18 protein-coding genes and 3 tRNA genes are annotated in these 17,537 nt (G+C 67.2%); 20 read left to right on the top strand and 1 reads right to left on the bottom strand.

Annotation, left to right across the window (positions count from 1 at the left end; translation table 11 throughout):
* Positions 1 to 549 precede the first annotated feature (549 nt).
* The 5 genes from ACFYMO_RS00925 (at position 550) to ACFYMO_RS00905 (ending at position 2,837) form a co-directional block, all read left to right on the top strand.
* The gene (locus ACFYMO_RS00925; protein WP_388543375.1) at positions 550 to 939 is read left to right on the top strand and encodes an HNH endonuclease; all 390 of its coding nucleotides are present in this window, start codon (positions 550 to 552) and stop codon (positions 937 to 939) included.
* A 1,348-nt stretch (positions 940 to 2,287) separates the two neighbouring features.
* Positions 2,288 to 2,361 (top strand) — tRNA-Asp (locus ACFYMO_RS00920).
* A gap of 55 nt (positions 2,362 to 2,416) precedes the next feature.
* Positions 2,417 to 2,491 (top strand) — tRNA-Pro (locus ACFYMO_RS00915).
* Between the two features lie 9 nt (positions 2,492 to 2,500).
* A tRNA-Asn gene (locus ACFYMO_RS00910) sits at positions 2,501 to 2,573 on the top strand.
* A gap of 30 nt (positions 2,574 to 2,603) precedes the next feature.
* Complete coding sequence (locus tag ACFYMO_RS00905) at positions 2,604 to 2,837, top strand: hypothetical protein (protein ID WP_388543373.1); 234 nt, start codon at positions 2,604 to 2,606, stop codon at positions 2,835 to 2,837.
* A gap of 580 nt (positions 2,838 to 3,417) precedes the next feature.
* Here ACFYMO_RS00905 and ACFYMO_RS00900 read toward each other — a convergent pair.
* On the bottom strand, positions 3,418 to 3,735 hold the full coding sequence (locus ACFYMO_RS00900; protein ID WP_388543371.1) for a hypothetical protein: 318 nt from the start codon (positions 3,733 to 3,735) through the stop codon (positions 3,418 to 3,420).
* Positions 3,736 to 4,293: 558 nt separating this feature from the next.
* Between ACFYMO_RS00900 and ACFYMO_RS00895 the strand changes: the two genes are divergently transcribed.
* The 15 genes from ACFYMO_RS00895 to ACFYMO_RS00825 all read left to right on the top strand — a co-directional run bounded on the left by ACFYMO_RS00895 (position 4,294) and on the right by ACFYMO_RS00825 (position 17,537).
* Complete coding sequence (locus ACFYMO_RS00895; protein ID WP_388543369.1) at positions 4,294 to 5,904, top strand: hypothetical protein; 1,611 nt, start codon at positions 4,294 to 4,296, stop codon at positions 5,902 to 5,904.
* Positions 5,905 to 5,913: 9 nt separating this feature from the next.
* Positions 5,914 to 7,434: a phage portal protein gene (locus ACFYMO_RS00890; RefSeq protein WP_388543367.1), complete on the top strand. Its 1,521-nt coding sequence runs from the start codon at positions 5,914 to 5,916 to the stop codon at positions 7,432 to 7,434.
* 349 nt (positions 7,435 to 7,783) lie between these two features.
* Positions 7,784 to 8,287 (top strand): hypothetical protein, encoded by a 504-nt coding sequence (locus tag ACFYMO_RS00885; RefSeq protein WP_388543365.1) that lies wholly within the window; start codon positions 7,784 to 7,786, stop codon positions 8,285 to 8,287.
* Between the two features lie 48 nt (positions 8,288 to 8,335).
* Positions 8,336 to 9,028, top strand: coding sequence for a hypothetical protein (locus ACFYMO_RS00880; protein WP_388543363.1), 693 nt, complete (start codon positions 8,336 to 8,338; stop codon positions 9,026 to 9,028).
* Positions 9,029 to 9,087: 59 nt separating this feature from the next.
* Positions 9,088 to 9,918, top strand: coding sequence for a hypothetical protein (locus ACFYMO_RS00875; RefSeq protein WP_388543361.1), 831 nt, complete (start codon positions 9,088 to 9,090; stop codon positions 9,916 to 9,918).
* Positions 9,918 to 10,094: a hypothetical protein gene (locus tag ACFYMO_RS00870; RefSeq protein ID WP_388543359.1), complete on the top strand. Its 177-nt coding sequence runs from the start codon at positions 9,918 to 9,920 to the stop codon at positions 10,092 to 10,094. The genes ACFYMO_RS00875 and ACFYMO_RS00870 overlap by 1 nt, the downstream gene beginning before the upstream one ends.
* A gap of 342 nt (positions 10,095 to 10,436) precedes the next feature.
* Positions 10,437 to 10,688: a hypothetical protein gene (locus ACFYMO_RS00865; RefSeq protein WP_388543357.1), complete on the top strand. Its 252-nt coding sequence runs from the start codon at positions 10,437 to 10,439 to the stop codon at positions 10,686 to 10,688.
* Positions 10,685 to 11,017, top strand: a complete 333-nt coding sequence (locus ACFYMO_RS00860; protein ID WP_388543355.1) for a phage head closure protein — start codon at positions 10,685 to 10,687, stop codon at positions 11,015 to 11,017. Before ACFYMO_RS00865 ends, ACFYMO_RS00860 begins: the two co-directional genes overlap by 4 nt.
* Before the next feature lie 10 nt (positions 11,018 to 11,027).
* Complete coding sequence (locus tag ACFYMO_RS00855) at positions 11,028 to 11,399, top strand: HK97-gp10 family putative phage morphogenesis protein (protein WP_388543353.1); 372 nt, start codon at positions 11,028 to 11,030, stop codon at positions 11,397 to 11,399.
* 1 nt (position 11,400) lies between these two features.
* A complete protein-coding gene (locus tag ACFYMO_RS00850; protein WP_388543352.1) occupies positions 11,401 to 11,805 on the top strand; it encodes a DUF3168 domain-containing protein in 405 nt (134 codons plus the stop codon).
* A gap of 11 nt (positions 11,806 to 11,816) precedes the next feature.
* On the top strand, positions 11,817 to 12,239 hold the full coding sequence (locus ACFYMO_RS00845; protein ID WP_388543350.1) for a phage tail tube protein: 423 nt from the start codon (positions 11,817 to 11,819) through the stop codon (positions 12,237 to 12,239).
* A 5-nt stretch (positions 12,240 to 12,244) separates the two neighbouring features.
* Positions 12,245 to 12,607 carry a hypothetical protein gene (locus tag ACFYMO_RS00840; RefSeq protein WP_388543760.1) on the top strand — a complete coding sequence of 121 codons (363 nt, stop codon included), beginning with the start codon at positions 12,245 to 12,247 and terminating at the stop codon, positions 12,605 to 12,607.
* Between the two features lie 50 nt (positions 12,608 to 12,657).
* The gene (locus tag ACFYMO_RS00835) at positions 12,658 to 12,945 is read left to right on the top strand and encodes a hypothetical protein (RefSeq protein WP_388543348.1); all 288 of its coding nucleotides are present in this window, start codon (positions 12,658 to 12,660) and stop codon (positions 12,943 to 12,945) included.
* A 258-nt stretch (positions 12,946 to 13,203) separates the two neighbouring features.
* Positions 13,204 to 14,787 carry a hypothetical protein gene (locus ACFYMO_RS00830; RefSeq protein WP_388543346.1) on the top strand — a complete coding sequence of 528 codons (1,584 nt, stop codon included), beginning with the start codon at positions 13,204 to 13,206 and terminating at the stop codon, positions 14,785 to 14,787.
* Between the two features lie 14 nt (positions 14,788 to 14,801).
* Entirely contained in the window at positions 14,802 to 17,537 is a 2,736-nt protein-coding gene (locus ACFYMO_RS00825) for a hypothetical protein (protein ID WP_388543344.1), read from the top strand.

Here is a 17,537-nt window from a genome sequence, read left to right as displayed (position 1 = left end):
CCGCAAGGCCATCCAGCGGCCAGGCGCACGCCTCCGCGACTGCCGTCTCTGTGGTCAGCCCTTCCAGCCGACCGGCCCAGGCCGTCTCTCCATCTGTCCGTACGAGGACGCAGACGACTTCTGCCAGGGCCTTCAGGACGCACAGGAGGACCTCCAGGCGGCCCGCCAGGCGGCCAGGGAGTCCGCGACGTGCGAGGGGCCCGGCTGCGGCTCCCCGCTGGCGTACAGGGGCCGTGGACGGCCTCCCCGCTTCTGCTCCCGCCACTGTAAGCGTGCGGCCTACCGCGCGGAGCGATCGTGAACCCAGCCACGCCAGGTCCGTCAGGTCCGCCAGCGCGCGGCAGGCCCCCTCTGGCGGACCGCCGGTTCCGGGTCAGCGTGAACGCCAGCCTCCGGGCCCGCAGCGTCCCTGCGAAGGCGTGCGCGCGCTGCTTCGCGGTCCTGCCGCTGTCTGCTTTCCCGCTGGACTGCACGCGTCCGGACGGCCGGTTCCCGCAGTGCCGCCGCTGCCATGCGGCCAGGGAGTCTGTCCGCCGTGAGGACCCTCGTGTGCGGGCCCAGGCGGCGGGGAACGGGCGCCGGTACCGCGCCATGCGCTACGGGGCCGACTACGACGGCCACCAGCCGGAGGACGTGTTCATCCACTGGGACGAGGAGGGCTACTACACGTGCGTGGTGTGTGGCGGCCCGTTCGAGCACATCGACCACAACGTCCCGCTCATCCGTGGCGGTTCGCACACGTTGGACAACCTGGTCCCGCTCTGCGCTGACCACAACCTGGCGAAGTCCGGCCGCTGCCCGTACCGCTTCATCGCGGAGCTGTTCCCGCGCCTGACGCCGTGGCTGGAGCCGTTCTTCGACGTTCACGAGCGGCTGTCGGAGGAGGAGATCACGTCCCGCACCGCCGCGTACCTGGAGGCGGACGACCGTCGCTGGTGAGCTTGACGCGACTCAATAGGGGCGCCTACTCTGAAGCCCTTGCCGGACGGACCGGCGGGGAAGGGGTTCACGATGAAGGTCCGTACAAAGCGAGTCGGTGCCGGATACTACGAGGTGACCACTCCATGCGGGACCTACCGCGTGGAGAACATCCCTGCGCCAAAGGGTTCTGGGTACGGCGCGGGACCAAACTGGCTCATCATCGCGCCTGGTCAAGAGGTGGCGGACACGTCCAAGCCCACGAAGCGTGAGGCACTGGAGTACATTCAATGTCTGTGTGCGGAAGAACCGACCTGCGAGTGTGGGACGGGTAGCCGCTGATCGTGAACGACTGACGGCCCCTGGCAGCCTGCCGGGGGCCTTCGTCGTGTCTGTCGGTTACGATAACGGCTCATCTAGGGAGGGAAGTTCATGACCCAGCCGCCTTACCATGGCCCGCCGCCACCGCCGTACCAGGGCCAGCCGTACCAAGGAGCACCGCAGGGTGCCCCTTACCCGCCCCAGCCCCGGACGGTCGTGACGAAGCGTGGCGCGAACCACGGCCTCCACGTCTTCCTGTCCATCATCACGTGTGGTCTTTGGGCCGTCACTGGCTGGCCGATCGCTGCCGCTATGGGCAGGAAGACGAAGACGCGCACGTACTGATCGTGAACGACAGCAACGGCCCCTGGCAGCCTGCCGGGGGCCTTTCCCCTTAGAGGACCCCCTGATGGCTTCTCAGCGCTCTACAGACCCCGTGGAGGGTCGCCAGCGACGCGCGTGCGTCAGCCCTGGCGACCACCGTCCCGAGTACCGTCTGGTCCGCCCGCTGCGGCCACCGTTCACCCTGGTCCGCTGTCTGCGCTGTGGCTCCGAGTGGCCGTCCCGGGCACGGTGGGTGGACTCGCTACCGCCTGCCTGACGTGGTGCGCGTCACATCGTTAACGACCCTTCCCAGGCTCGTTTCAGGGGAGATCCTCACCTGTATAGGAGTGAGGCAGGTTGCTCCCCTGGAGTGCCGCGCACCCCTTCCTATCGGCGGTCGGAGCGCCAGGCAGGGCTCCTGCCTCCCCTGTGCTCCTGGCGTCCTCCTCTCCGCCGGTCGCAGCACACTCAGGGAGGGTCTGGAAGCGCCACGTAAGTCCCTACGGGGCCGTTGAGCGCCAGGCCCTCCCCCAGACTCCGTGAGGCTCTGAAACGGGCCCCTAGTAGCCCAGGCGGCGGCCTGGGCGAAGCGGGCCCCGAGTAGGCCCACCTCACGGCCCCTGGCTACGGCTTCGCACGCCCTACCCAGGGGGTTGACTTCCCCGCCTTGCTGAGAGGCCGCGCCGTTTGGCCAGGCCCAGGACCGGCAGGGCGGGGAACGCAAGCTCACGTAGCGCAGATGGTCAGCGCACTGCCCTGTCAAGGCGGAGGCCGCCGGTTCGAGTCCGGTCGTGAGCGCAGCCCCGACGTGTCCCGCTGGCCGCTGGCCAGGTCTGACGCGCTGGGGCCTCTTCAGCGTGTAGCCGAGAGGTAAGGCGCCTGGTTTGGGACCAGGAGAGCGCAGGTTCGATCCCTGCCACGCTGACCAGCCCGTCAATGACCTGTAGCTCAGACGGCAGAGCAGCGGATTGTTACTCCGCGTGTCGCTGGTTCGAGTCCAGCCAGGTCAGCCGTACCCGTTCCGACGCCTGGAGGTCACTGTGAGCATCTGGACCCTGTCCTGGGTGACCTGGCTGGCCGCCTTCGGTGTCATCGAAGGGCTGGCGCTGGCTCGTAAACGCCCTGACGACACTCTGTCGGAGCACGTCTGGCGCTGGTTCGCCATCACGCGGCGTGACCCTCAGCCGGACGGCCTGACGCGTCTGCGTCGGTTCACGCTGCTGGCCGGTGTCACGTGGCTGGCGGCCCATTTCCTGTCCGGCGGCTGGGTCTGATGGCGCGCATGAGGGCTCTGTCCGTCTGTCCGACGCCTGGATGCCCCACGCTGACCACTGGAGGCCGCTGTGAGGCGTGCCAGGGTCGCGCCAGGCGCACGCGTCGCTCCCCCTCTGCCGCTGGCTATGGCACGCGTTGGGCCCGTACCAGGCGCGCGTACCTGCGCGAGCATCCGTACTGCGAGTGTGACGAGTGCCTGGACCTGCCTGAGCCACTGCGTCCCGCTGCCTCAGAGGTAGATCACGTTGACGGCCTGGGCCCACTGGGTCCGCATGGCCATGACTGGAGCAACCTCCGTGCGATGACGAAGGCTCATCACTCACGTGAGACGGCACGCAACCAACCTGGTGGATGGAACGATCGCGCCTGACGTCACACTGTGACATCATCGCAGGTCAGAGCCATTTGTGCAGGTCAGAGGGTGGGGGGTAACCCCCAACCGGTAGGGGACGTTGAACGCGGGGGAGGGCTCTGTCAGGTGCGCCCGGTTCAAACACCTTGATCGGACCCCTGTCGCTCACACTCTGTGAGGCATGACGAAGGCCCCCGGCCATCCAGCCAGGGGCCCCTTTCTCGCGTTCAGCGACGCTCGTACATCACGTGGCTGACCGGCACGCGAGCGATCGCGTCCTCTCCACGCCTACCCGCCAGCCGGATACGCAGCGTGCAGCCGTAGTTCAGCTCCTGGACGACCCAGCCCCGCTGTCCCGTAGCCACCACGGTGACGATCTGAAGGCCACGCTCCCGCGCGCGGGCCAACTGGGCTTCCGCCGTGGACATGTCCGGCTCCGCCTGCCGCGCCTCCTGGGCCTCCCGCTCGCGGGCCTCCCGGATTGAGGCGCGGATCGCGTCGCCCAGGGTCGTTGCCGTCATGCCGCTGATCAAAACACTGGCCATCTCTGACTCCTTCAATTGAGGCGGAGGACCAGTACAACACGTGACCCCCGTTTCGTTCAAGTAGCCGCCCCAAGTGAGGCGCCTGGAGGTGACCGCACATGTCCAGTGGAGGCGCACGCGCGCGCAGCGGACCCGCTCCGACGTCCACTGAGCGGAGCCACAAGGCGAAGTCGGACACTCAGGGCTGGACCACGCTGCCCGCAGACGGCCGTGACGGTCCTCTCCCAGCCTTCCCGCTGGCCTCCCCCAGCGACCGTGAGATGGACCTCTGGGAGCGCCTCTGGGAGGCCCCCCAGGCCGTCATGTGGGAACAGCTCCACATGGAGTTTGAGGTGGCCTCATACGTCCGCCTCCTGGTCCGCGCAGAGTCCCCCCGCTCCAGCGCCATCGTGTGGGGCCAGGTCAAGCAGTTCGCGGAGTCCCTGGGCCTTTCGGTGTCCGGCATGCTCCGGAACCGCTGGACCGTGGGCACCGTAAACACTGACGATGACCAGTCGGCCCCCCAGTCCGCCGTCTCGGCTGTCGCGTCTCTGACGTCCCGCCTGAAGGCGGTCCAGGGTGAGTGACGGATCGTGCCTGGTCGTGACCCTGGCCTGGATTGAGGCCCACGCGGTCGTCCCTGACGGCTTCGACCAGGGCCAGCCGTTCACAATGCTGCCCTGGCAACTGAAGGTCGCGTCCAGCATGTATACGGTCCGGCCGACCGCAGAGGCAGGCCAGAAGTCCACCGCGTTCGTCTACCGGCGCGCGCAGGTGATCATGCCTCAGAAGTCCGGGAAGGGGCCGTTCGCGGCTGCCGTGGTCCTGGCGGAGGCTGCCGGACCGACTGTCTTCGCTGGCTGGGCCCAGGGCGGGGAGCGCTACCGCTGCCGCGACTGGGGATGCTCCTGCGGCTGGGAGTTCGTTTACGACCAGGGCGACCCGATGGCCGTCCCCCAGCCGACGCCGCTGATTCAGCTTCTGGCGACGTCTGAGGACCAGGTCGCGAACGTCTACCGGCCTCTGGTCGCCATGATCAAGCACAGCGACCTGTCGTCCTTCATGAAGCCTCTGGAGGGCTTCGTGAGGGTGGGCGAAGAGGGCCGTATCGACGTCGTCACGTCGTCCGCACAGTCCCGCCTGGGTAACCCGATCACGTTCGCGGTCCAGGACGAGACAGGCACGTACACCGCAACCAACAAGATGATCAAGGTTGCGGAGACGATGCGCCGTGGCCTGGCCGGTATGTCCGGCCGCTCCATGGAGACGACGAACGCGTACGACCCCAGCGAGTACTCCACGGCCCAGAAGACGAACGAGGGTGCGGCGGAGGACGTCTACCGCTACTTCCCCCAGGCCCCGCCGACGCTGTCCTACCGGAACAAGCAGGAGCGTCGGAAGATTCACAAGGCCGTCTATGCGGACTGCCCGCACATCGACCTGGACGCCATTGAGGCGGAGGCGGCGGAGCTTCTGGAGTCCGACCCCGGCCAGGCGGAGCGCTTCTTCGGTAACCGCATCATGGCTGGTCATGGCTCCTGGCTGGAGGCTGCCGCGTGGCTGTCCCGCGCCAGCGACCGTGAGAAGCCGAAGCCGTCCACGTACAAGCTCATGAAGACTCCGATCGTCCTGGGCTTCGACGGCTCCGACTCTGACGACTGGACCGGCCTCCGCGCGGAGACGATGGACGGCTTCCAGTTCACTCCGACGTACGGACCGTCAACGCGCCCCACCATCTGGGACCCGGCGGAGTGGGAGGGCCAGGTTCCCCGCCTGGAGGTCGACGCAGCGGTGGACGAGATCTTCCGCACGTACGACGTCAAGCTCATGTACTGCGACCCGCCGTACTGGGAGTCCGAGGTGGACAAGTGGGCGGAGCGATACGGGGAGCGTCGGGTGATTCGCTGGCACACCAGGCGGCCGGTACAGATGCACGCTGCCGCTGAGCGCCTCAAGACGGACTGTGTGAAGCGTGACTCCACGTTCACGCATGACGGCTGCCCGATCACTGAGCGGCACGTCTTCAACGCGCGCATGGCTGCACGTCCGTCTGACCGGTACGTCCTGGCGAAGCCGGAGCACCGCCGAAAGATCGACCTGGCCGTGGTGTCTGTCCTGGCACACGAGGCCGCATGCGACGCCATCGCGGCCGGACTCATGCGCAAGAAGCCGCTCTACATGTCCGCGTAGGAGGGACCAGTGGCAACATACGAACAGGCCCTGGCGCTGGTCCAGCGTCTCGAAGACCAGCTCCTGGCACGGCGCCCGGAGATCACCAGGGCAAGCAACTACTACCGAGGCAACCACCCGCTGACCTTCGCGTCAGAGCAGTTCCAGAAGTTCCACGGGGACCGGTACAAGGGCTTCGCGGACAACTGGGTCCAGGTGGTCAGCGATGCGCCCGTGGAGCGCCTGTCCGTTAACGGCATCCGGCCGTCCGGCACCACGGACGCTGACAAGGAGCTGTGGCGAGTCTGGCAGCGGAACGGGCTGGACGCTGACTCTCAACTGGGCTTCTTGGGGTCCGTCAACTCCGGCCGGTCCTTCGTCCTGGTCTGGGGTGACCCTGACGACCCGGACACCCCGGAGGTGACCTTCGAGGACGCGGCCCAGTGCGTGGTTGCGTACGTGCCTGGTTCGCGTCGGAAGCGTAGGGCGGCACTGAAGCGCTGGGATGACGGTGCGATGTCGTACGCGACTCTGTACCTGCCTGATGAGGTCTGGAAGTTTGAGCGCGCTGCGCTGGGCCAGTCCTCGAAGAGCCCCCAGGAACAGGCCGTGGATGAGGAGCTGAATCGCTGGGCCCCTCGTGACGTGGCGGAGACCGGTGACCAGGCCAATCCCCAGGTGAACCCCATGGGGGTCGTGCCGATGGTGGAGCTGCCGAACCGGCCGTCGTTGACGGAGGAGCCGGTGTCAGACATCACCGGCGTAATCTCCATGCAGGACGCCGTGAACCTCCTCTGGGCCCAGTTGTTCACGGCTGCCGACTACGCCTCGTTCCCTCAGCGCATCGTCCTGGGTGCGGAGGTGCCGGAGATCCCGATTCTGGACTCTGACGGGAAGATCGTCGGGTCCAGGCCGGTGGACATGGAACGCTTCGCGGTTGACCGCGTGATGTTCTTCACGGGTGACGACGTCAAGGTGACCGAGTGGACCGCCGCCAACCTGGAGGCGTACACGAAGGTCATGGAGGTCGCTGTCGGCCACATCGCGGCCCAGACCCGCACACCTCAGCATTACCTCATCGGCAAGATGGCGAACCTGTCAGGTGACGCGTTGCTGGCCGCTGAGACTGGTCTGGTCAAGCGGGTCGAGGAGAAACAGATCTGGTTCGGCCAGGCACTCCGCGAGATGTTCCGCCTGATCGCGCTGGCGCGTGGTGATGATTCGAAGGCCGTCGACATCGCTGCCGGACAGGTGGTGTGGGCCGATGCTGAGTCCCGCTCACACGCGCAGATGGCGGACGCGCTGATGAAGCTGAAGGAAATCGGCTTCCCCTTCGAGTGGATCGCGCTCCGGTACGGCCTGTCTCCGACTGAGGTCGCAGACCTCTTGACGATGCGGGACCGGGAACTGGAGGCGGACCCCATGGGCGCGATCACAGCGCTGATGGCGCACGACTCGCGACCAGGCGCCCCTGATGAGTCGCCTGGAGGTGACGATGGCCTGGAGCCGGAGAGCACAGCGACACCAGGAGTCCCGGGCCGCACTGGCTGAAGCCACGGCCCGCCTGGTCCTGGCGGAGTGGGCAAAGGTCCGGCCGGAGACGGTGGCCCGGGACTGGGGTGATCTCCTCCCCCGGGTCACGGCCCTGGTTCAGGCTGGCCAGCTCCACGCGGCGGAAGGGTCGCACACCTTCATGCGGGAGCTGTTGGGCCCTGGCGAAGGTGACGGCCCTCGCATCGACCCCGCCCAGTTCGCTTCCCAGACCCCGGACGGACGGGACGCTATGGGCCTCCTGGCCCGGAGCGCTCCGGCTGCCGTATCGGCCCGTAGGCGTGGCTTCTCCCCGCGTGCCGCAATGGCGCGTGGTGCCGCGTTCCTGGACATGGTTGTCCGTACCGTCGTGGCTGACACCGGCCGCCAGGCGGACCAGGCCGCTATGGTCGCGAACCGAGGTGTCACGTCGTACGTGCGCGTGGTGGAGCTGCCCGCGTGCTCCCGCTGCATCATCCTCGCTGGCCGTGAGTACGGTGTCTCCAGCGGCTTCCTGAGACACCCCCGGTGCGACTGCACGATGCAGCCGGTGACCCGGCGGAGCCGTCCCACTCCCCTGGACGCGCATGACCTCTTCGAGTCGATGTCTCCGGCGCAACGCCGGAAGACGTTCGGTGAGGCAGGCACGAAGGCCGTGGAGGACGGTGCCAGCGTCTCCGCTGTCGTGAACGCACGTAAGGGCATGGACCGCGTAGAGATGTTCGGCCGGACTGCCCAGGTGACCCGCACGGGTACTGGCTCCCGCCGCCGGAAGCGCCCGCCACGGCTCATGCCTGAAGAGATCTACCGCCTGGCCGATGGTGACAGGAACCACGCGATCCGGCTCCTGTACAAGAACGGCTACCTCCGCTGACGCGCAATGCGCCAGCAGCAATCCGACGACCCCGCAACGGAGTTGACGATGTCTGATCTGAACGAGCCCGGAACCACAGACGCCCAGGACGGCACCCAGACACCCAGCGACCAGGGAGCGCCTGGCACTCCCCCACCCGCCGCCCCTGACACCCTCGCGGACGGCCCGGACGCGGGCACGGACGCGGGCACGGACGCGGGCACGGATGCCCTGGGGGATGCCGGGAAGAAGGCCCTGGACTCCATGAAGACCCGATGGAAGTCGGAGCGGGACGCGCGCCGGAAGCTGGAGAAGGAGCTGGAGGATCTCCGGGCCCCGAAGCCGTCCGGCACTGCCGACCAGCCTGACGCGGACGAGATCCGCCGCCAGGTGTCCCGTGAGGCAACCGAGAGGGCGAACGCTCGCATCCTCAGGTCGGAGATCAAGGCGGCTGCCGCTGGCAAGCTGGCCGACCCGTCTGACGCGTACCGCTACCTGGACATGTCCGCCTTCGAGGTGGGCGAGTCGGGTGACGTGGACGCGGAGGAGATCTCCGAAGCGATTGAGGAGCTTCTGACCCGGAAGCCGTACCTGGCCGCGACGTCCAGGCCCCGCTTCCAGGGCACCGCTGATGGTGGAGCCGCGCGCAAAGCGTCGGGCCCTGCCCAGCTCACACGGGAGGACCTGAAGTCGATGTCCCCGGAAGCCATCGTCAAGGCGAAGGCAGAGGGCCGACTGAAGAACGTCCTCTCTGGCAACTGACGCACTCGCGCGCTGGCCGCCTGGTCAGCCGCCAGCCCCGTTGAAATGGAGGGCCCACCATGGCCGTAACCTCTTTCATTCCCGAGATCTGGAACGCGCAGCTCCTGACTGACTTCCGTGAACAGGCCGTGGCTGCCGCCCTCACGAACCGTGAGTACGAGGGTAACGCCTCCAGCGGCAACGTCGTGAAGATCAACACTGCGGTCGCTGTCCAGGTCAAGGACTACAAGGCGAACAGCCGCACCACGTCGGCGGACAGTGTGTCGACCACTTCTCAGGACCTCCTGATCGACCAGGAGAAGAACTTCGACTTCTACGTGGACGACATCGACAAGGCCCAGGCGGCCGGTTCGATGGACGCGTTCACCCGGTCGGCCGGTGAGGGCATGGCGGAGGACTCGGACAAGTTCATCCTGTCGACCGCCGTGACCGGCGCGGGTACCGCCCTGGACTCCGGCGGTGTCGCTCTGGATGACCCGGAGGCGGCCTTCAACGCGATCCGCGACATGCGGAAGGCTCTCCGGAAGGCCCTCGTTCCCGGCGGCCAGTGGGTCCTCCTCGTGAACGCAGAGTTCGAAGCGGTCCTCCTGGGCGCGTCCTCGAAGCTGACCAGCGTTGACACCTCCGGCTCCCCGGCGGGTCTGCGGAACGCGTCGCTGGGCCGTCTCCTGAACTTCGACATCTACAGCACGGAGAACTTGCCGACCACGGCGAAGGCGCAGGCTGTGGCCCTGTACCGCCCGTCGCTGGCGTACGTCTCCCAGGTGGAGAAGACCGAAGCGCTCCGGGCCCAGGACAAGTTCGCGGACCGCCTCCGGGGCCTCCACGTCTACGGCGGCAAGGTGATCCGTCCCGAGGGGATCGTCACCTGGACCGACACCAGCGCCTGATGGCGTACGTGATCGGCCCGAACGGGGTCAAGACCTACGTACCCGATGCCACGGCCCGCTCCCTGGTAGGTGACGGGGAGCGTGGCTACGTCTACGCGCCGGAGGCGCGCCAGCCGGAGCCGAAGGCCCCCACTCAGAAGCGCACCACCCGGCGGACCGCGAAGGCCGCTGACTGACGGAGGTGACACCCTATGGCACTTCCCCCTCTCGCCACGGTCGCTGACCTGGAGGCCCGGGGTGTCACCGTCAACCCTGACGAGACTGACACCGTGAACGTCTTCCTGGACGTCGCGTCGACCCTCGTTCGGGGCGCAGCGGCCTCCCCCATTCTGGAGACGACGTCTTCTGTCTCTCTGGAGGGGGAGCCTGCCCCGCGCCTTCGCCTGCCTGGTCTACCAATCCGGTCGGTGTCCTCTGTCCTCCTGGACGGGGTCGCTGTGTCGGACTGGCGGCTGGTGTCAGGCGCCCTTATGAGGGCGGCTGGTTGGCGGCCAGGGTGCGCCCCTTCGGTGGTTGACGTGACGTACGTTCACGGCCTGCCGGAGGTCCCGGCGGACATCGTGGACCTGGTGTGTCGCCTGGCGGGCCAGGAGCTGTCCTCCTTCCGGACAGGTGAGGTTCTCTCCCGCGCGGTGGAGTCGGAGCGCATCGGGGACTACCAGGTCAAGTATGCGGACTCGGAGTCCGGCACGATGTCCCTGACGGACTACCAGCGGGCCCGCCTGTCTGTGCGCTTCGGTGGCGGAGTCGGATCGGCGCGTGTCCTGTGAGCCGCGTACTGCGCCTCCTGAACGCGTCGGCCGACGTCTGGCGTCCCTCCCGCACCCCGGACGGCATGGGCGGCTGGGAGGAGTCCTGGTCTCAGGTGGGCACCGTCCGGGCCCGCTTCTCCCAGCCGTCTGCCACGGAGCGCGTGGTGGCCGACCAGTCCGGGTCGCAGCTCTCGCACGTGGTGTATCTCCGTCCTGACGCCGATGTCCGGCGCGGTGATGAGCTACGCCAGCCTGGCCGCATCCTCGCCGTGCTGGCCACCTTCGAGCCGTCCACTCCTGGCACGTACCTCCGGGCTGACTGTGAGGCACACCAGGCCACTCCGTGAGGAGGCCCGCATGACCGTACGTGTCAGCGTTCGTGGTGTCCGCCGCGCAGCCGCGCGTATCGCGTCGCTCCCTACCCGCCTGAACCGGGCCCGGAATCGAGCGCTGGAGGAGTGGGCTTCCGAGCTGGAGAAGACAGCGAAGGATCTGGCGCCCGTGCGCACGGGCCGTCTGCGCAGCTCGATCGAGTCCAGCGTGAACAAGACGTCCGGCAAAGCCTGGGTGCGGGTCCGGGGCCAGGCCACGGAGTACGCGTATTACGTGGAGAAGGGCACTTCCAAGATGAACGATCAGCCCTTCATGGGGCCTGCCGCTGCCCTCCACCGCCGGACTGGTGAGTGTGCTGTCCGCAACGCTGTCCCTCGCTTCCTGGGCAGGTGGTGACATGGCGACGGCGGGCAGACCACTCCAGACGGCCCTGTATCAGAAGCTGACCGCGTCCACTGCCCTGACGGCTCTGGTGTCTGGCGTTTACGACGAGGTCCCGGAGGACGCGGCATTCCCGTACGTCTCGTTCGGCTCCATGACGGAGACACCGGCCGACGCGCACGACGGTCAGGGCCTGGACGTCCTGGTGGTCCTGCACGTCTGGTCGAAGGCCCCTGGCAGCGGGGAGGCGTACGACGTCTTCGCTGCCCTGGACGCGGCCCTGGACAGGGTCCCGCTGACCGTCCCTGGCTGGTCGGACGTCTCGATCCGGCACGAACAGCATGAGGCCGTGCAGGATCCGGACCCTGACGTCCGACACATCAACTCCCAGTATCGGGTCTGGTTGACCCGCAACCCGTAGGAGGTACCGGCATGGCCGGACTTGACGCGTTCGGGATCGCTCTGGAGCGGTCCGACATGGATGAGACGACCCCCGTCTTCACCGCAGTCGCCAACGTGACCAGCGTGGAGGGTCCCGAGATCGAGCGGGAGACCTACGACGTCACTGCACACGATTCGGTCGACGGCTGGCGCGAGTTCATCGGCGGCCTGAAGGATGGCGGGGAGGTGTCCCTGGAGGTCAACTACGACCCGCGCAAGCATGACGAACTGCTGGCGGACTTCGAGGACACGGAGCCGCGTGACTACAAGTTGGTATTCCCCGGCGCCCTGGGCACCTGGGAGTTCCAGGCGTTCATCAAGGGTTTCTCCCAGGAGGCCCCCGTGGACGACAAGCTGTCCGCTGAGCTGACTTTCAAGGTCACCGGCAAGCCCACTGCGACCCCTGGAGTGTGACCCTGATGTACCTGTCCGCTGATGACATCCTGTCCGCTGATGACCTGGTCCGCGAGTCGGTGGAGGTCCCGGAGTGGGGCGGTACTGTCCTGGTCCAGGGCATGTCTGGCACCGACCGCGACCACTTCGAAGCACAGATGCTGAACGATAAGATGGACGGGGTGGTGAAGGATAAGGCCCTGGACAACTACAGGGCCCGCCTGGCCGCCGCGTGCATCGTGAACGCAGACGGCAAGCGCCTCTTCCAGGGTGCCGCTGTGAAGCGCCTCGGCGAGAAGAGTGCCCAGGCTCTCTCCCGCGTTGTGGACGTGGCCTCTCGCCTCTCCGGTCTGACGAACGAGGATGCCCAGGAGCTGACGGGAAACTGACGTCCCGCCCAGAGCGACTCTTCTACTTCCGTCTGGCGGGCCATCTGGGGATGACGGTCCGTGAACTTCTCGCGCGCACGTCCTCCCGTGAGCTTACGGAGTGGCAGGCGTACGAGCGGGTCACGGGCCCCCTGGACATCCGGGCCCGCCTGGACATCTCTGCTGGCGTCGTGGCTGCGACGGTCGCGAACAGTGCCGGGGCGAAGAAGAAGGCGAAGCCGTCTGACTTCATCCCCACCTGGTTCAAGCGGAAGAGGTCCCCGGAGGAAATCTGGGCGGACGTCATGAAGGCGAACGCCGCTCTGGGCGGGACCTTCAACTACAACGAGGGGCGGTGACCCGTGGCTACGCTGGCATCTCTCACTGTGCGCCTGGGCATCGACACGGACTCTCTATCTCGGCAGGCGTCCCGGGCCGCTTCGGTCGCTCGCCGCATGGGCGACAGCATCCAGAGCGGTGTAGCCCGGGGTGCCCGTGGCGCCGTCTCTGCTACTCGCCGTATGGGCGACACCATCCAGAGCGGCATGTCCCGGACTGCCCGGGGGGCGGCCTCCGCTCTGGGCGCCCTGGGGTCAGTGGCGAGTACGTCCCTGACCATGATCTCCATTGCTGCTGTCGGTGCGGCCGGTGCCATTGCTGCCGTGCCGGTGGCCATGGTCGGCCTGGGCGTGTTGGCAGCAGCACAGAGCAAGCAAGTCCAGTCAGCATTCTCGGACCTGAAGGACCATGTCACCTCCACCATGGAGGATCTGGCGAAGCCGCTGATCAAGCCGCTGAAGGAAGCGGCGGGCCAGATGGAGCAGATCTTCGATGACCTGGCCCCGAAGCTGAAGTCTATCTTCTCGTCCGCTGCCCCAATGATCGAGCCGCTCGTGGAGGGTGTGGGAAAGCTCGCGGACGGCTTCTTGTCCGGTGTGGCTCCTGCCATGAAGGAGGCCCAGCCCCTTGTGGAGGCCCTGGGCTCCGGCCTGGGCAAGCTGGGCGATGCGCTGGGCGGTTTCGTCAAGGGCCTGTCCTCCGGTATGGAGGGGGCGGCGGCCCTCTTCGACGGACTCTTCGACGTCATCGGCGCACTCCTGCCGACCCTGGGACAGCTCCTGGGAACGATCCTGGAGGTGGCCGGACCAGCCCTGGGTAAGCTCCTGACGGGGCTGGCTCCAGTTATCGAGAAGCTGGGCAGCGCACTCCAGCCTGTCATCGTGGCACTGGAGCCGGTACTGGATGCCCTGGTGAACGCTGTCCTGGCGCTCCTTCAGGCGTTCCTCCCGCTCCTGCCCGTACTGGCGGATTTGGTAATCGCGATCCTCCCCGCACTGACCCCTATCCTGATCGCTCTGGTTCCTCTCTTTGAGGCCCTGGGCGAAGTGGTCACGGCCCTGGTCCCGATTCTGGTACCGGTGATCGCGGCAATCGCGAAGCTGGCCGCCCTCTTGGGTGACTACCTGGCTACGCTGATCACCACAGTTTTCGTGCCTGCCGTGAAGGCCCTGGCCGCCCTCTTGCGCGGAGACTTCTCCGACGCCTGGGAGCTGGCGAAGCAAGCCGTTGACGGCGCCGTACAGTTCGTGATCAGCCTGGTTACTGATCTGCCTGGCCAGGTCTGGGCCGCCCTGAAGCCGCTGGCTTCGAAGGTCTGGGCCGTCATGAAGGACACAGGATCAAAGGCCATCCAGGCAGCGAAGGACTGGATTACCCGCACGGTGAGCCAGGTCCGGGACATGCCTGGGAAGGCGAAGGCCGCCCTGGGCGGTGTCGGTACCGTCCTGGTCCGCGCCGGAGTGAACCTGATCAAGGGCTTCATCGACGGCATTAAGTCGATGATCTCCAGCGTGAAGAACACCCTGGGCGGTCTGACGAAGCACCTTCCCGACTGGAAGGGCCCGGAGACGCTGGACAAGAAGATCCTCTCCCCCGCTGGCCGCCAGGTCATCCAGGGGTTCCAGCGTGGGATCAGCGCCCAGGCGCCCCTCTTGAGGCGGCAGCTTCAGGGGATTACGTCGGACCTTCCCGGCATGACTGCCGACGTGACGCCTAAGGGCGTCTTCAGTTCACGGTCCCGCCAGGAACAGCGCGTCGTGTTCGACGTGACCGGCGCGGACGAAGACATGAAGCGCTTGATCCGCCGCATCGTCAAGACGCAGGGGCGCGGCAGCGTGCAAACCGCCTTCGGCACCTACTGAGAAAGGAGGGGGCCGTGACGTTCCCTCTCGACATCCGTACGGAACTTCACCTCTCTGGCGCCTGGACGGACATCAGTCCTGACGTCTATGTCCGGGACCAGATGGTGGTCACGCGCGGTCGTCGGGACCAGGGTGCGGCCACGGACCCCTCCTCTCTCTCCATGACGCTGAACAACCGGGACGGCCGGTACTCCCCTCGAAACGCGATGTCTCCGCTGTATGGCCTGATTGGCAGGAACACACGTGTCCGCGTGTCAGTCCCCGGCGCAGAGTCCGCCTATCTCCAGATGGAGGGCAACGGCGCCCAGTTCGTCTCCACCCCGGATGATCCCTCCCTGGCCTTCACGGGGGACTTCGACGTCCGCGCGGAGATCGCGCCGGACTGGTACGGGCCGACGAACCAGACCCTGATCGGGAAATGGGACGCGGACACCGACCAGACGTCGTGGCTTCTCCGGCTGAACCAGGGGATCGTCATGCTGTACACGACGTATGCCGCGACAGGCATCGACTGGTACGCGGGTCGTGAACTGCCGACACTCCCCCAGCGTGCCGCGATCCGGGCCACCTACCAGGCCGACAACGGTAACGATCAGCGGGAGGTTCGCTTCTACTGGGCGGAGTCGCTGGCGGGCCCGTGGACGCTGATCGGCGATCCCGTGCCGATGACTGGCGCTGGGGACTTCACTCCCTCTCCGGCTCCGCTGTCCATCGCTCCGACTGACGCCAGGCGCGACCCGAACGACCCCCGCCTCCCCTTCGTCGGCCGTGGCTACGCCTTTGAGGTGCGGGACGGCATCGATGGCACGGTGGTCGCAGCGCCTGACTTCACGGCCCAGGCCGCCGGGACGACGGCGTTCACGGACTCCGCTGGCCGCCCCTGGACGCTGGAGGACGGGACGGAGATCCGGGACCGGGAGGATCGCTTCTACGGCGAGATCTCGTCCTGGCCCGCGAAGTGGTCCCTGGACGGAGCTGACGTCTGGGTCCCTATCCAGGCGTCCGGCATCCTCCGCCGTCTGGGCCAGGGGAAGAAGCCTATCGACTCCGCACTCCGCCGCCGCATCCCCTCTGGCAACCCTGTGGCGTACTGGCCGTTCGAGGACCAGGAGTCAGCCAGCCGCGCCTACTCCCCGCTGCCTGGTGTGGACTCTGCCGCTGTGACTGGCCTGGACTTCGCATCCCTGGACTCGCTGGTGTCCTCTGCTCCTCTGCCGAAGCTCCTGAAGGCCGCCACGCTGTCGGCCCGCGTCCCACCGTCGATGCCGTCCGGAGCCTGGCAGGTGGAGTTCGTCTATAACGCGGACGGCAAGGCCCCCGACGACTACGCGGAGATCTTGTCCTTCAGCTCTCCTGACGGCACGGTCCGCCGCTGGACGATCCTCCTGAAGGCAGGCGTCGGCCGGGTACGCGGGTATGACGCGTCTGGCGCGGAGGTCGCGCAACTGAACGTCGCTATCGGGGATGACGTGTTCCATGGCTGGAACCGGCTTCGCTTCTGGGCCCGGGACGAAGGTGACGGCACGGTGACGTACCGCATCGACTGGCAGGACGTCGGCGGAGACTCCGGCGGCCTGTCCAACACGCTGGCCGGTACCGCTGGCCGCCTCTCGTACCTGACCGCGCACTGGGGAGAGCAGACGGAAGGCTGGGGATTCGGGCACCTCCTGGTCCTGCCTGTAGCGGCCTCCTCTCTCCTGTCCGGGTCGGACGACGCGTACCGCGCGGAGACGGCCTGGGAGCGTCTGCTCCGCCTCTCGTATGAGGAGCGCATCCCCATGTCCCGCATCCCTGGTGAGCTGCCGACTGAGCGCGTCGGCTATCAGCGCCAGGAGGTGATCCTGAATCTCCTGTCTGACGCGGCCCAGGCGGACGGTGGCGCGCTCCTGGAGGATCCCCGGCGGGTCGGCCTGGTCTACCGTGACCGCTCCAGTATGTACACCCAGGACCCTGCCCTGACGCTGTCATATACGGCGCCGGGCCTGGGTCCGGACCTGGAGCCGGTGGACGATGACAGCGCTGTCCGGAATGACGTCACGGTCACACGTGACGCTGGTACATCCGGCCGTGCCGTCCTCACTGAGGGTCCTCTGTCGGTCCAGGCTCCGCCGTACGGCATCGGCCTGTACGACGAAGCGGTCACGCTGTCACTGGCGTACGACATCCAGCCGGAGCCGGTGGCGAACTGGCGGCTCCACCTGGGCACGTACGACGGGGCCCGATACCCGACTGTGTCGGTCATCCTGCACAAGCCAGGGGCTGGCGTTCACGTGCCCGCGATCCTGGGCCTTCGCGAGGGGGACAAGCTCCGGCTGATCGACCTGCCTCCGTGGGTCGCGCACGGGGACGTGGACCTGGTCGTGGAGGGCTGGCGGGAGACGCTGGACCTGTACCGCTGGGAGATTGAGTTCAACTGTTCGCCCGGCGGGCCGTGGAACCTGGCGACGGTCGGCCACCCGGTGTACGGCCGGGCGGACTCTGACGGTTCGGAGCTGGCCGCCGCTGTCGGCTCTGCTGACACCGAGCTGGTGGTGACAGCCACGGGCCCGGACCCTCTCCCCTGGACGTCGGACCCGGCGGACCTGCCCTTTGACATCGACGTGGACGGCGAAGTCATGACGGTGACAGCCGTCGATGCGTCGTCCTCGCCTCAGACGTTCACGGTCACGCGTGCCGTTAACGGTGTCTCGAAGCCTCACCTTGCCGGGTCTGCTGTCGGCCTGGCACATGTCTCAGCCGCGTCTCTCTGA

The sequence above is a fragment of the Streptomyces sp. NPDC007025 genome, assembly GCF_042869455.1.
In the GTDB taxonomy this organism is placed as follows: Bacteria; Actinomycetota; Actinomycetes; order Streptomycetales; family Streptomycetaceae; genus Streptomyces.
The sequence above is the reverse complement of the archived record's forward strand: the minus strand, read 5'-3'. Positions and strand labels throughout refer to the sequence as shown.